This is a genomic window from Erythrobacter ani (genome assembly GCF_019204025.1).
GTDB classification, from domain to species: domain Bacteria; phylum Pseudomonadota; class Alphaproteobacteria; order Sphingomonadales; family Sphingomonadaceae; genus Erythrobacter; species Erythrobacter ani.
Genome location: NZ_JAGSPB010000001.1, coordinates 707,322 through 720,740, shown reverse-complemented (window position 1 = coordinate 720,740; position 13,419 = coordinate 707,322). Strand labels below are relative to the sequence as shown.

Sequence of the window (13,419 nt, the reverse complement as noted above, 5' to 3'; positions counted from 1 at the left end):
ACACCCCCTCAAGGACTCTACTATGGCTACCGCCGCAACTCTCGACGATCAGATCCGCACCATCGAACCGGACGAAGAACGCGCCTTCATGGACGCGATCGACCGGTGGCTTGAACGCGAGGTGATCCCGGTCGTGCGCCATCACGATCATGGCGATATCTGGCCAGAAAAGCTGGTCGAGCAGATGGCCGAGATGGGCCTGTTCGGCGCGACAATCGGTCAGGAATATGGCGGGCTGGGCCTGCCTGCGACGACCTATGCCAAGATCGTGATGCGCATCTCCAGCTACTGGATGGCGATCACCGGCATCTTCAATTCGCACCTCATCATGGCAGCCGCTGTCGAGCGGTTCGGGACGCCCGAGCAGAAGATGAAATGGCTGCCGAAGTTTGCCACGGGCGAGATTCGCGGCGGGCTGGCTCTGACCGAGCCGAATGCCGGGACCGACCTTCAGGCGATCCGTACCGTCGCCAAGCGCGAAGGCGACGACTATGTGCTCAACGGCACCAAAACCTGGATTTCGAACGCGCTCAATGGGCAAGCCTTCGCATTGCTGGCGAAGACCGATCCGGGCGCCGATCCGCGTTACAAGGGCATGAGCCTGTTCATCGCCGACAAACGGGACGGGCTGACCACCGGTAAGAAGTTCGATAAGCTCGGCTATAAGGCGATCGACAGCGCCGAACTCATTATGGAAGATTATCGCATCCCGGCAGACCAGCTGATCGGCGGGGTCGAGGGGCAAGGCTTCTTCCAGGCAACCGGCGGGCTTGAGCTTGGCCGCATCAATGTCGCCGCGCGCGGTGTGGGCCTTGCCGAAGGATCGCTGCGTCTCGCCACCGAATACGCGCAGCAACGCGAGACCATGGGCAAGCCGATCGCGCAGCATCAGGCGATCCAACTAAAACTCGGCGAAATGGTCACCCGCGCCCGCGCCGCCCGTCTGCTGACGCTCGATGCCTCCGAAGCCTATGACAAGGGTGAGCGCTGCGACAAGGAAGCGGGTATCGCCAAATACTTCGCCTCCGAAGCGGCGGTCGACAACAGTCAGGAGGCGATGCGCATCTATGGTGGCTATTCCTATTCCAAGGAATACGACATCGAACGCTATTATCGCGACAGCATGCTGATGTGCATCGGAGAGGGGACCAACGAAATGCAGCGGATGATCATCGCCAAACAGCACCTCAAAGAAAACCAGATCTGAGCGCGGCGGGGCAGGCGCCATGCATCTTCCGCTAAAGGGCTTTCGGGTCATCAGTGCCGAGCAGTACGGTGCCGGTCCCTATGGCACGATGTTCCTCGCCCAGATGGGCGCGGAAGTGATCAAGATAGAACCGCCAGGCAAGGCGGGGCCCGACGGCAAACGCCGCGGTGCAGGAGACACGGCGAGAGCCGTCGGGCCGCACTTTTTGCGCGAAGGCGAAAGCATCTATTTCCAGAGCTTCAACCTCAACAAGCGCTCGCTGACCCTCGACTTGGGCAGCGACGAGGGGCAGGCGATCCTGCGCAAGCTGGCCGCGACCTGCGATGTGGTTGCCAACAATATGCGCGGCGATCTGCCCGATCGGTTGGGGCTGACCTATGAAGCGCTGAAGGCTGTGAATCCTGCGATCGTGTGCGCGCACCTCTCCGCCTATGGCCGCGACAATGCGCGGGCGAAATGGCCGGGCTATGACTATCTGATGCAGGCCGAGGCGGGCTATTGCCAGATGACCGGGGAGCCGGGCGGCGATCCGCAGCGCATGGGTCTGTCGATGGTCGATTTCATGACCGGCACGATCTTCTGCATTGGGTTGCTTGGCGCCCTGGTCGATGCGCAAAGGTCGGGCAAGGGCCGCGATGTCGACACCGATCTGCTGTCAGCGGCGGTGCATCAGACCAGCTATCCGGCGTTGTGGTACATGAACAATAATGACGAAACGCAACGCACGCCGCGCAGCGCACATCCGACCGCGACGCCCAGCCAGATGTTCAAAGCCGCCGATGGCTGGATGTTCGTCATGTGCCAGCTGCCCAAATTCTGGGACATCCTGACCACGCGGATGGGGCGCGCAGACCTGAAGGACGACCCGCGCTTTGCGGACAACGCCGATAGGCTGGCGAACCGCGATGCACTGACCGAGTTGCTCGATGCGGAGTTTTCAAAACAGCCGATGGCGCATTGGCAGGATCTGCTCGCCGGGCATGTTCCGGTCGCGCCGGTTTACGAACTGGGCGATGCGCTCGACAATCCGTGGCTCCACGAAATCGGGATGCGCGATGAGGTCGCCCACCCCGATAAGCCCGATCTGCAAGTGCTCGCCAACCCGCTGAAATTCGATGGCGAGCGCCTCCCCAATCGCGCCGCTCCCTTGCTGGGCGCGGATAGCGACGCCATTCTCGATGATCTTGGCTATGATGCGAACGCCATCGCTGAGCTGCGCGCCAGCGGTATCGTCTGAAGCGGAGGTCTGTGGGGGTATGGGAAAGCTATCGGGGATCAAGGTTGTCGACCTGTCGCTGTTCCTGCCGGGGCCGATGCTGACGGTTATGATGGCGGACCAGGGCGCGGAAGTAATCAAGGTAGAGCCTGCCGCAGGCGATCCTGCGCGCCATCAGGCCCCGTTCGATACCTATGGCGATGCGGAGCATTCTGTGTGGTTCGCCAACCTCAATCGCGGCAAGAAAAGCGTGGTGCTCGACCTTAAAAGTGAGGAGGGCAAGGCGGCGTTGCGCGATCTGATCGCGGATGCAGACGTGTTCGTCGAAGGGTTCAGGCCGGGCGTGATGCAGCGGCTCGGTTTCGACTATGACAGCGTGAGAGCGATCAAGCCGGACATAGTCTATTGCTCGATCTCGGCGTTCGGACAGGAGGGCGCGCTGGCGCACCATCCGGCGCACGACATGGCGGTTCAGGCGCTGGCCGGGTTTCTTTCGGTCAATGATGGCCCGGATGGCACGCCTGTTGTCCCCGGCGCGCCAAGCGCCGACCTTGCCGCCGGGCTGACGGCGCTATCGGCGGTGCTGATGGCGCTGGTCGGGCGCGAGAGAACCGGCGAGGGCGCGTATGTCGACTGCGCGATGTTCGACAGCCTGCTGCCATGGTGCGCGCATACCGCAGGGAGCGCCATCGCCGGAGGTCCCAGCCCGGTCAGCCGCGCACAGCGGTCGCTCGGCGGGGCGGGGTTTTATCAGGTGTACGAGACCAGCGACGGCAAACACGTCGTGCTCGGCGGGCGCGAGATCAAGTTCGCGCGCAATCTGCTCGGCGCGCTGGATCGCGAAGACCTGATACCGCTGGCCGAAGCACCGGCAGGCGAACAGGACGAGCTGATCGCCTTCCTGCGAGAGACCTTCGCCACCAGGACGCGCGAGGAATGGGTGGAATGGTTCGCCGACAAGGACGTCGCTTTCTCACCAGTGCTCGATTTCCGCGAAGCGCTCGATGAACCGCATATCGCCGAACGTGGGCTATGGGTCGAAGCCGATGGGGGAGGCAGGCATATCGCCCCGGCGATCCGGTTCGCAGGCGAGGACTGGCAACCTGGTGCGGTTCCCAATTTCGGCGAGGATACAGAGTGAGAGGCGCCGCTCCCCTAAACGTCGATATGCATGGCGTAGGCGAAGCGATCGCCGGGGTGGTGGCTTACCGAAATCTCGAAAATGCGGCCCTTGGGGTCGAAATAGCAGCGCAGGATGCGCAAGACCGGGCTGCCCTCGTCGATCTCAAGGGCACTGGCCGTGTCGCCGTTCGCTGCAATCGCCTGAATATCCTGCGTGACCTTGCCGATCTGGACGCCGGTGAGTTGCTCGATCTGGCTGAACAACGTCCCCGCGCCAAGGTCCAGCTCGGCCACGGCGTCTCCCAGCATTTCGTGGAAGTAGGCGTGGGTCGCGGCGATCGGCAGCGTGTCGCCCGCATGGCGGCGGACACCGGAAAAGCAGCTCCACTTGCCCTTCGTGCTTTCCGCGATCTGCTCGGCAATGCCGGACGGCAGTTTGCATTCGCCAAGATGCGCATAGGTCACCTTGCTGTCGCGCGAATATTGCAGCAATTCACCGACATTGGAGAGCGGCTGGTGCAGCGCGCCGCCGCGCGCGGCGGCGGGTTGCACGGTCGTGCCCGATCCGCGTTTGCGCTGGATCAGACCCTCGGCCTCGAGTCGCCGCAGCGCTTCGCGCACGGTATAGCGGCTGACATCGTGATCCCGGCAAAGAACGGTCTCGGTCGGGAATTGCCGACCATTGGCATATTCGCCCGCAAGGATCGCTTCGCGCAGCTGGCCCGCCAGTTGCAGATAGCGCGGGATACGTCCCGTCGGTTGCTTCTCGGCCTTCGTCGCCAAAGCTTACTCCATCGACCTGTCGGCCATCGACCCATTGGCAAATCGGCGCTGAGCGCATGAGCGAGCCGCACCTTGCCAGACTTGCGGCGAGCCTAGCGCGCCCGCCTGCGAAAAGCGAGCGCAAGCGCGCGCGTCTCCACTTGCTCGATTGGCTTGCCTGCGTCGCCGGGGCGCGGGGGAGCGAGGCGGCGCGCGTGGCGAAAGCGATTTCGGGCAGCGGGTGGGAGCGCGCGACCTATCTCGGCAATGTGCTGGAGATGGACGACGTGCACCGCACGGCACTGCTGCATCCCGGCCCGGTGATCTGGCCTGTGGCGCTCAGCCTGCCGGATACTGACATGACTGCGCGGCTGGATGCAGCGGTTCGCGGCTATGAGGCGATGATCGCCATCGGGGCCGCGTTCGATGCACATCACTACGCCCATTGGCACCCGACCGCGACGATGGGCGTGTTCGGTTCGGCGGCGGCTTTCGGATCGCTGATTGCGCTCGATGCTGGGCAATATGCCAGCGCTCTTGGAAATGCCGGATCGGTCGCGGGTGGGCTGTGGCATATGCGGCACGACAGCGGCGTCCTGACCAAGCAATGGCACATCGTCCACGCGGTCCGCACCGGACGCGACGCGGCGCTGCACGCCAAACACGGGGCGACCGGGCCGCAGGCTCTGCTCGAAGGGCCGCAGGGGCTGTTTGCCGCGATGACGAAAGAGCCCGGTGATCTCGCATCGGCGGGTTCTGGCTGGTTGATCGAAGCGGTCAGCTTAAAGCCCTTCGCCGCCTGCCGCCACGCGCATCCGGCCATCGACGCGGCGCGGGAGTTGCGAAAGGCAGGCAAGCTCGAAGCGCCCTTCCTTGTCGAGACATTCAAGGATGCGCTGACATTTTGCGACCGCCCTGACCCGCAGACCGAGCTTGAAGCGAAATTCTCGCTGCAACACGCCGTCGCCGTGATCGCCGATGGTCGCGATGCGGAGCCTGAGGACTTTTCGCCCGAAGCGATTACCGAGCTCGCCGATCTGCGGGCGCAGGTCTCGGTCGTCGAAGACCCGGCTATTACCGCGCGTTATCCCGCGCATTTCGGGGCGCGGGTGAACGGGCTGGAACTGATCGATACGCTTGGCGATCCCGAGCGTCCGGTTGGCGAGGATGCGATCATCGCCAAGCTGCACAGTCTCGCTCGCTGGGGCGGCGTTTCCGGCAATGACGCGGATCGCGCGGTATCGCTCGCGCTCGAAGGCGATGATCCACAGGCGCTGGATGCTCTGATCAAGGAGTGGACCAGATGAGCGCGACCGTCGATATCCTCGCCTTCGCCAGCGCGCGGCATACTTTGCCCGCACAAGTGCGCGGCGATGCCCTCCGGCTGCTTGGCGATACGCTGGGAGGCGGTGCGGCTGGGGCGAAGTCTACCGAGGCAGCCAAGCTGATGCAGGCAGTGCGCGGGTTTGGCACCGATCCCCAAGCTCGCCTGCTCAGTGGCGGCCATGCCCCGGCGGCGTCTGCGGCGTTTTTCAACGGGTTCGCGATCCACTGCCTCGAGTGGGATGCGGTGCATGAAGGCGCGGTGGTCCATGCATTGTCCGTGGTGACGGCGGCTTTGTTGGCGCAGGCCGACCAAAGGGGTGGATGCGACCCCGATGTCTTTCTGACTGCGCTCGCTGTCGGTGTCGATGTCGCCAGCGGGCTGGGCATCGCGGCGACGGGGCCGATGCAGTTCTTCCGCCCGGCAACCGCAGGCGTGATCGGCGCTGCGCTGGCTGCTGCACGGCTCGCGGAACTTCCGCCGGAAAAATTCGCCGATGTGATGGGGCTGGCCTATTCCTTCGTCAGCGGAACGATGCAGGCGCATGTCGAGGCATCCATCGCGCTGCCGCTGCAAATCGCCAACGCAGCGCGCGCCGCGATCACTGCGGTAGCGCTGGTGGAGGGCGGCTTGGATGGCCCGCACGACGTGCTTGATGGCCAGTTCGGCTATCACAACCTGATCGAGCCGCTCGACCTCGCCCGCTACACCGCCGACCTCGGCAATGTGTGGCGGATTTCGGAAGTCGCGATCAAGCCGTTTCCCTCGGGCCGGGCGAGCCACGGAGCGCTCGGCGAGTTGAACGTGCTTCACCGCAACGGTTTGCGGCTGGCGGATGTCGACAAGGTCGAGCTGTTCGCCCCGCCGCTGATTCAACGGCTGGTCGGGCGACCCTATAAACCCGATATGAGCGCCGCCTACGCCCGGCTGTGCCTGCCGATCCTTGCGCCGCTGATGCTGCGTGACGGGGTGATCGACCCGGCTACGTTCGATGGCGATACGCTGCACGATCCGGCCCTTGTCGAATTAGCACAGCACGTATCGGTCGAGCTGGACGACAATCCCGATGGCAACGCCATGGCACCGCAGCGACTGGTCGTCACAACGTGCAATGGCCAGGCGTTCGAACACGCCATCACCGCCAATCTCGGCAGCATCGCCAATCCGATGGACGCCGATCAATCCGCCGCGAAATACGATCTGTGTCGCAGGCTCGCCGAGCCTGACGCGGACTCTCGCCTATTCGACGATCCTCTCGCCTACGCCACGGAACCGAAATGACCTATCCGACCTATTTCGAAGCGCTCGATCATCAGCAGTTGCTCAAGGATTATCCCATCGGGGATGCCTTTACAGCGCGCTATACACGCATGAGCCGGGACGAGCTGTTCGCAATTCAGAATGCGCAGTTCAAACGCTTGATGCAGCGCGGCTGGCAGGTGCCGTTCTACCAGAGTCTATGGGGCGCGCAGGGGATCGAGCCAGGCGATATTGGGGGGCTTGAGGATATCAGCAAGCTGCCGGTTTACGACAAGTCCGACCTCATGACCTCGATCGCCGAGCACCCGCCCTATGGCGATTTTCACGGTATGGGTCATCCGGCGACCCGTTCGCCCACAATCTTTCACACCACCTCGGGCACTACGGGCAAACCGCAGACCCTGATGTTCGGTCCCAAGGGGCGCGAGGTTGGCAATCTGCTGGTAGGGCGTATGTATCGCTGGATGGGCCTCTCGCCCGATGATGTGGTGCATTCGGTCTATGGTCACGGCATGATCAATGGCGGTCACTATATCCGCGAGGCGGTGACCCATTTTACTAACAGCGTGTTCCTGAGCGCGGGCACGGGGATCGAAACCCGCAGCATCAATCAGGTCCGGCTGATGGCCGATTTCGGCGTCACGGCTATCGTCGGCTTCGTCGATTACGTCCGCAAACTCGCCGCCACTGCCGAAGCCGAAGAGCTGTTCGACAAGATCAACATCCGCATGATCATCGGGCATCTCGGCACCGAAGATCGCGCCAGCACCGAGGCCGCATGGCATGGCGCGAAGGCCTATGACTGGTACGGCGTCGGCGACACCGGCTCGATCGCGGGCGAAGGGCCGGAGCGCGATGGCATGTATGTCTGGGAAGACGCGCAATATCTCGAACTGCTCGATGTCGATAGCGGCGCGCCGGTTGCGCGGGGCGAGACCGGGGACATGGTCGTCACCTGCCTTTACAAGGACGACATCGCGCCGTGCATACGTTTCAACACGCACGACATCACGCATGAACTCGACGGGCGCGGCGAGATCGCGTTCAAGCGGATTGCCGGGTTCAAGGGCCGTAGCGACAACATGGTCAAGCTGCGCGGGATCAACGTATTCCCGCATGCGATAGGCGCAATCATCGAGAACCGCACTGATTTGACCGGCGAATATGTCTGCCATCTGCGCCGCGATACGAACCAGAAAGATCATATGACGGTAACGCTGGAAAGCCGCGCTGCGACCGACGAGGCGGCGCTCGCCGAAACACTCAAACAGGGGTTAGGCGTCGAGGTCGAGATCGCGCTGGTAGGACCGGGCGAGACGGCCAAGGCGACCGAGATCGACACGCGGCAAAAACCGCTCCGCCTGATCGACGAGCGGAGTGTATGATCGCGGGATGATCGACTTTAGTGATCTTGAGAAGCGCAACGAGCCGCTCAACGCCTTTACCGATTTCGACCGCTCGGCTGTATTCGGAGAAGGTGCGTTGGCGGGGCTGACGGTCGGGGTAAAGGCTAACATCGCGGTCCGCGGCCTGCCGTGGCATGCTGGGCTTGCAGCCTTCGAAACACGTATTGCCGAGCGCGATGCGGAGGTCGTCGCTCATCTGCGGAAGGCGGGCGCGGCGATCCTTGGCGTGCTGAACATGGAAGAGGGCGCGCTCGGCGCGAAGACCGACAACCCGCATTTCGGTGCGGTCCAAAACCCGCATCGGCCAGAAGGAAAGGGCGACTATTCTCCCGGCGGCTCATCCGGCGGCAGCGGTGCCGCGGTTGCTGCAGGCCTGTGCGATGTCACGCTGGGCACCGACACGATGGGATCGGTGCGCATTCCAGCGGCGCATTGTGGCGTCTACGGCTTCAAGCCAGCGACCGCGAGCATCAGTCATGAAGGGCTGGAACCTGCCGATCTCACGCTCGATGCGATTGGACCTCTGGCGCGCGATCTCGATACGCTGGAGCGGGTTGCAAGGATCATCTCGGGCTTTGGCGACGATCCGATGCCGGGTGCCGGGGCTACGCTGGCCGGGCACGAGGTCGAGGTGGAGGCTCAGGTCGCGGGCGTGTTCAAGGCCGCCCGTGCAGCCCTGCCAGAGCCGCCAACCAAAATAACGCTATCGCACAAACCGGGCCGCATCCGGTTCGCCGGGTTCATTCAGGTCTCACGCGAAATGGCCGGGCATCTGCGGGGCGTCGCGATGTCGGATCACCTTGCCAGGCTGCTGACCTATGGACCCAAACGCTCGATCACCGATTGGACCGAGGACAAGGATATTCTCGCCGCTACCCGCGACGAAGTGCGTGCGCTTGTCGACACACACGGTTTCCTGATCCTGCCCACTGTTCCCAATCCCCCTTTCCTGCACGAAGCGCCCGAACCAGCTGCGCAGGCGGACTTCACCTGCCTCGCCAATATCGCCGGACTGCCTGCTATCAGCATCCCGGCGGGCTGGACCGATGACGGCCTGCCGATCGGCATTCAGCTGGTCGGCCCGGAGGGAGCGGAGGCGGGCCTGTTCGCGCTCGCCCGCCAACTCGACGACACATTGCGCGCCTATCGCGCACCCAACGAAGGAGCCTGAACCATGCGCATTATTGTTCCGTTCAATCTGAAGCCCGGCACGGATATCGCCGAATACGAGGAGTGGGCGAAGACCAAAGACGTGCCCACCGCCAGCGCTCTGCCGTCGGTCAACAGCTTCACGATCCACAAGGCGACCGGCCTGTTCGGCGATCCCGACACCCCGCCGCCCTATCGCTATTTCGAAGTGCTCGACATCACCAATCTCGACGATTTCGTCGCTGATGTTTCGGACCCGGAATTTCAGGCGAAGGCCGCCCCGTTTCAGGATTATGCCGACGGGCCGCAATTCATTCTGACCGAGGATCTTTGACGTGTCGAAATTTGCGGGAAAAACGATCGTCGTCACCGGTTCCGGCAAGCAAAAGGGGTTGGGCCAGGGCATCCTGCAAGCCTTCGCAGACGAGGGCGCGAACTGCGTCGTCTCGGACCTGACCATCGATGACGAGGCGGATGCGGTTGCCAAAGAACTGCGCGGGCGGTCGTCTGCATCGGGGGTGAAAGTCACCACCATCGCCTGCGACGTTTCCAAGGCGGAGCAGTGTCGCGCTCTGATCGACGAGACGATCAAGACCTTCGGCAGTGTCGATATTTTCGTCAACAATGCAGGCATAGGGTTCAAGATGAAGCCGCTGCTCGATGTCGACACGGTGGATGAGTGGGATCAGGTGCTCGCGGTCAATCTGTCGGGTGCGTTCTATTGCACGCAGGCGGCGGCGCGCGCGATGGTCGAACAGGGCAACGGCGGACGGATCATCAACATTGCCAGCCAAGCCGCCAAGACCGGCTTCCCGCATCTCCCCGCCTACGTGTCTTCGAAACACGGCATGGTCGGCCTGACGCGGGCGAGCGCGGTCGAGCTCGGCGCGCATGGCATCACGGTCAACGCGGTGTGTCCCAACCACGTGACGACCGGACTTGGCGCGCGGCAGAACGCGTATTTCTCCAAGCTGCTCGGCTTTGATACGGTCGAGGACTATCTCGCGAATATGAGCGCCAAGAACCCGATGGGGCGGCCCGGTTTGCCCTCCGATACCGCTGCAGCCTGCGTATGGCTGGCGAGTGAAGAGGCATTCTACGTCACGGGTGAAGCTCTGAATGTATCTGGTGGCGAGGAGATGCACTGATGGCGCTCACCGAAGAACGCATGGACTGGCCCGACAATGCCAAGATGGCGCTGAGCGTCGTCGTCAATATCGAGGAAGGCAGCGAGATGACAATCGCGCGCGGGGATCGCGGGATGGAGCCGGTCGATGAGTTGGGCGTGTTCGTGAAGTCGAAGATGCGCAATTACTCGAACGAGAGCAATTATCTCTACGGCATCAAGGCGGGCGCGCCGCGGATCGCCAAGCTGCTCAAGCGCTACGATATCATGGCCAGCTGGACCATCGCGGCACTGTCGCTTGAGAACCATCCGGAGATTGCCGAAGCCATTGTCGAGCTCGGGCATGAGCCAGTCAGCCACGGCTGGCGCTGGGTGCATCAGTTCAAAATGGATGAGGATCAGGAACGCGACTTCATTCGCAAAGCCGTGATCAGCATCGAAAATACCTGCGGCGTGCGCCCCTATGGCTGGCTGTCGCGATATCTGCTGACCGACAATACGCGGCGGCTGCTTTCCGAAGAAGGCTTCACCTATCACATGGACGATTACAGCGGCGACGTGCCGTTTTGGGATCGCGACACTATTCCGGGCAAGCCCATGTGCATCGTGCCGTATCAGCTCGACAACAACGATATGAAAATGTGGACTGATCCGGCACTCACCCCGCACCAATGGCTGGACTATGCCAAGGCGAACTTCGATCAGGTCTATCGCGAGGGCGAGGAGGGCAACCCGAAGATGATGAGCCTGGGCCTGCATCTGCGAATCATCGGGCGACCCGGCCGCATCTGGGCGCTGGAGGAGTTCTTCAAGCATGTGCGTGCGCATGAGGGTGTTTGGGTGACGACACGCAAGGCTATCGCCGATCACTTCATGGAGAAATCACCCGCATGAGCTTACGCCTCGAAACAGATGGCCGGGTCGCTCATCTGCTGATCGACCGGGCGGACAAGCGCAATGCCTTCAACATGGATATGTGGGAAGCGATGCCGGGCCTGCTCGATCAGGCCGCTCGCAGCAGCGATTTGCGCCTGCTGGTGGTCCGCGCTGCGGCAAGCGGGCCATTCTGCGCGGGTGCCGACATCAAGGAACTGCTCGCCAAAAAGGACGACAATGCCTGGCGTGCGAAAAATCAGGCTGCGATCAATCGCGTGCAATTCGAGCTTGCGCGGCATCGCCTGCCGACGCTCGCCTTTATCGAAGGCGACTGCATCGGAGGCGGCTGCGGGATTGCGCTCGCCTGCGACCTGCGCGTGGCGACAACGGCGGCGCGGTTCGGCATCACGCCAGCCAAGCTCGGCCTCGTCTATCCGCTGCACGATGTGAAGCTGCTCACCGATCTCGTCGGGCCGGGGCAGGCCAAGCGCATTCTCTACACCGGCAGCCTGATCGGCGCAGACGAGGCTTTGCGGATCGGTCTGGTGGAGCAACTGGCCGAAGACTCTGCCGAACTGGTCGAGGCGATGGTCGCCGCCAGCCCGCATTCGATCCGAGAGACCAAACGCTTTGTGCGCCGCGTGCTCGACGGACAGGCCGAAGATGACGAGGAAACTCTGCGCGTGTTCGCGGAAGCCTTCACCGGGGCAGACTTCCTTGAGGGGACCACCGCTTTTTTGGAAAAGCGCAAGCCGAGGTTCGGGAAATGACGATTTCACACGGTACGATTTTGGGCGGCCTGTCGACCGTGCCCGATCTTGAGCCCGCGCTGACCGGCTATCGCGACGTGCTCGGTCTGGAACTGGTCGAGGAGGGTATGCTCGCAGAGGAACTGGCAGCGAGTTGGAACTGCCCCGCCAACACCGGATCGCCCTACGCCGTGCTGCGCCCGAAAAGCGGCGCGCCCTGCTGGTTTCGCCTGATCGAGCAGCCCGCTCACCCTCATTTCAAGCCGACAACCACTTATGGCTGGGCGGCGTTTGAAACCACGGTGGAGGATGTCTGGCACTGGCCCGATGCGCTGCCCGCCGACCTGTTCGAGATCGTTGGCCCGCCCAAGGTGCTGGAGAACATCGAGCCTGCTTTCATTCCGATGCAGGCGCTCGGGACTGGGCGCGAGATGATCTACCTCAACCAGGTACTGGGCGATCTGCCCGATACCGATCTGCCGCGTGCTGCATCGCCGGTCGACCGGATCTTCATCGTCGTGCTGGCGACGCCCGACCGCAATCGCTCGATCGCGTGGTATTGCGGCCGGCTCGGCCTGACGCGCGGTGCGGATTACACGCTCCCTTATTCGATGATCAACGACGCGTTCGGCCTTTCGCCGGACACGCAAACGACCATCACCATGGTCAGCGAAGGGCGTATGCCGATCGTCGAGGTCGATGATTACCCTGTCGCAGCCACCGTCCGTGCGCGGCATGACGGAATGCTGCCTCCGGGCAATGCGCTGGTTACGCTGGCGGTGCGCGATATCGATGCTTGTACCGTCGACTGGATCGCGCCACCTTCCGTCCGCGACGGCGCGCTGTATGAAGGGCGCCGCGCCGCCTGCGCCATCGGCGATGGCGGCGAGTTGATCGAATGCGTGGAGGTCGGATGATGCCGCTGTTTGCTTTCTATTGCCGTGATGGCGAGCACGGAGCGAAGCTGCGAGAGAGATTGCTCGCTGACCATCTCGCCCATGTCGAAGCGCATCTCGACGATTACGCCGTGGCCGGTCCGCTCAAGAAAGGCGACGACACGATCGGTTCGCTACTGGTGATCAAGGCGGCGGACGAAGACGAAGCGCGCGCGAAATTCGAAGTCGACCCCTATTTCCATGCAGGCGTGTGGCAGTCGATCAGCGCGTCGGCCTTCATGGGTGTTGCAGGCGAGTGGGTCGGCGGGGCTGCGTGGAAGCGGTGA

14 protein-coding genes are annotated in these 13,419 nt (G+C 62.9%); 13 read left to right on the top strand and 1 reads right to left on the bottom strand.

Annotation, left to right across the window (positions count from 1 at the left end):
- Positions 1-22 precede the first annotated feature (22 nt).
- From KCG45_RS03420 to KCG45_RS03410, 3 genes are read left to right on the top strand one after another with little or no spacing between them, the layout of a single operon-like run.
- On the top strand, positions 23-1,207 hold the full coding sequence (locus KCG45_RS03420) for an acyl-CoA dehydrogenase family protein (protein WP_218315702.1): 1,185 nt from the start codon (positions 23-25) through the stop codon (positions 1,205-1,207).
- A 19-nt stretch (positions 1,208-1,226) separates the two neighbouring features.
- Positions 1,227-2,444: a CaiB/BaiF CoA transferase family protein gene (locus tag KCG45_RS03415; RefSeq protein WP_218315701.1), complete on the top strand. Its 1,218-nt coding sequence runs from the start codon at positions 1,227-1,229 to the stop codon at positions 2,442-2,444.
- A 19-nt stretch (positions 2,445-2,463) separates the two neighbouring features.
- Entirely contained in the window at positions 2,464-3,564 is a 1,101-nt protein-coding gene (locus KCG45_RS03410; protein ID WP_218315700.1) for a CaiB/BaiF CoA transferase family protein, read from the top strand.
- Positions 3,565-3,578: 14 nt separating this feature from the next.
- Here KCG45_RS03410 and KCG45_RS03405 read toward each other — a convergent pair whose 3' ends face one another.
- Positions 3,579-4,328, bottom strand: coding sequence for a GntR family transcriptional regulator (locus tag KCG45_RS03405; protein WP_218315699.1), 750 nt, complete (start codon positions 4,326-4,328; stop codon positions 3,579-3,581).
- 56 nt (positions 4,329-4,384) lie between these two features.
- Here KCG45_RS03405 and KCG45_RS03400 point away from each other — a divergent pair, with 56 nt between their 5' ends.
- Genes KCG45_RS03400 through KCG45_RS03355 form a run of 10 tightly spaced genes read left to right on the top strand, consistent with a single transcriptional unit; the run spans position 4,385 to position 13,419 of the window.
- A complete protein-coding gene (locus tag KCG45_RS03400; protein ID WP_218315698.1) occupies positions 4,385-5,614 on the top strand; it encodes an MmgE/PrpD family protein in 1,230 nt (409 codons plus the stop codon).
- Complete coding sequence (locus KCG45_RS03395; RefSeq protein WP_218315697.1) at positions 5,611-6,912, top strand: MmgE/PrpD family protein; 1,302 nt, start codon at positions 5,611-5,613, stop codon at positions 6,910-6,912. Before KCG45_RS03400 ends, KCG45_RS03395 begins: the two co-directional genes overlap by 4 nt.
- Positions 6,909-8,276 carry a phenylacetate--CoA ligase family protein gene (locus tag KCG45_RS03390; protein ID WP_218315696.1) on the top strand — a complete coding sequence of 456 codons (1,368 nt, stop codon included), beginning with the start codon at positions 6,909-6,911 and terminating at the stop codon, positions 8,274-8,276. The genes KCG45_RS03395 and KCG45_RS03390 overlap by 4 nt, the downstream gene beginning before the upstream one ends.
- A 7-nt stretch (positions 8,277-8,283) precedes the next feature.
- On the top strand, positions 8,284-9,468 hold the full coding sequence (locus KCG45_RS03385; protein ID WP_218315695.1) for an amidase: 1,185 nt from the start codon (positions 8,284-8,286) through the stop codon (positions 9,466-9,468).
- Between the two features lie 3 nt (positions 9,469-9,471).
- Positions 9,472-9,780, top strand: coding sequence for a RedY/HapK family protein (locus KCG45_RS03380; RefSeq protein ID WP_218315694.1), 309 nt, complete (start codon positions 9,472-9,474; stop codon positions 9,778-9,780).
- A 1-nt stretch (position 9,781) separates the two neighbouring features.
- On the top strand, positions 9,782-10,594 hold the full coding sequence (locus tag KCG45_RS03375; RefSeq protein ID WP_218315693.1) for an SDR family NAD(P)-dependent oxidoreductase: 813 nt from the start codon (positions 9,782-9,784) through the stop codon (positions 10,592-10,594).
- Positions 10,594-11,466 carry a polysaccharide deacetylase family protein gene (locus KCG45_RS03370; RefSeq protein ID WP_218315692.1) on the top strand — a complete coding sequence of 291 codons (873 nt, stop codon included), beginning with the start codon at positions 10,594-10,596 and terminating at the stop codon, positions 11,464-11,466. Before KCG45_RS03375 ends, KCG45_RS03370 begins: the two co-directional genes overlap by 1 nt.
- The gene (locus KCG45_RS03365; RefSeq protein ID WP_218315691.1) at positions 11,463-12,218 is read left to right on the top strand and encodes an enoyl-CoA hydratase/isomerase family protein; all 756 of its coding nucleotides are present in this window, start codon (positions 11,463-11,465) and stop codon (positions 12,216-12,218) included. The genes KCG45_RS03370 and KCG45_RS03365 overlap by 4 nt, the downstream gene beginning before the upstream one ends.
- Entirely contained in the window at positions 12,215-13,114 is a 900-nt protein-coding gene (locus KCG45_RS03360) for a hypothetical protein (RefSeq protein ID WP_218315690.1), read from the top strand. Before KCG45_RS03365 ends, KCG45_RS03360 begins: the two co-directional genes overlap by 4 nt.
- Complete coding sequence (locus KCG45_RS03355) at positions 13,111-13,419, top strand: YciI family protein (RefSeq protein WP_255547929.1); 309 nt, start codon at positions 13,111-13,113, stop codon at positions 13,417-13,419. Before KCG45_RS03360 ends, KCG45_RS03355 begins: the two co-directional genes overlap by 4 nt.

Excerpts from the sequence above, each read along its gene's own strand:
- KCG45_RS03420 (WP_218315702.1), top strand. The coding sequence starts at position 23 with ATGGCTACCGCCGCAACTCTCGACGATCAGATCCGCACCATCGAACCG.
- KCG45_RS03415 (WP_218315701.1), top strand. The coding sequence starts at position 1,227 with ATGCATCTTCCGCTAAAGGGCTTTCGGGTCATCAGTGCCGAGCAGTAC.
- KCG45_RS03410 (WP_218315700.1), top strand. The coding sequence starts at position 2,464 with ATGGGAAAGCTATCGGGGATCAAGGTTGTCGACCTGTCGCTGTTCCTG.
- KCG45_RS03400 (WP_218315698.1), top strand. The coding sequence starts at position 4,385 with ATGAGCGAGCCGCACCTTGCCAGACTTGCGGCGAGCCTAGCGCGCCCG.
- KCG45_RS03395 (WP_218315697.1), top strand. The coding sequence starts at position 5,611 with ATGAGCGCGACCGTCGATATCCTCGCCTTCGCCAGCGCGCGGCATACT.
- KCG45_RS03390 (WP_218315696.1), top strand. The coding sequence starts at position 6,909 with ATGACCTATCCGACCTATTTCGAAGCGCTCGATCATCAGCAGTTGCTC.
- KCG45_RS03385 (WP_218315695.1), top strand. The coding sequence starts at position 8,284 with ATGATCGACTTTAGTGATCTTGAGAAGCGCAACGAGCCGCTCAACGCC.
- KCG45_RS03380 (WP_218315694.1), top strand. The coding sequence starts at position 9,472 with ATGCGCATTATTGTTCCGTTCAATCTGAAGCCCGGCACGGATATCGCC.
- KCG45_RS03370 (WP_218315692.1), top strand. The coding sequence starts at position 10,594 with ATGGCGCTCACCGAAGAACGCATGGACTGGCCCGACAATGCCAAGATG.
- KCG45_RS03365 (WP_218315691.1), top strand. The coding sequence starts at position 11,463 with ATGAGCTTACGCCTCGAAACAGATGGCCGGGTCGCTCATCTGCTGATC.
- KCG45_RS03360 (WP_218315690.1), top strand. The coding sequence starts at position 12,215 with ATGACGATTTCACACGGTACGATTTTGGGCGGCCTGTCGACCGTGCCC.
- KCG45_RS03355 (WP_255547929.1), top strand. The coding sequence starts at position 13,111 with ATGATGCCGCTGTTTGCTTTCTATTGCCGTGATGGCGAGCACGGAGCG.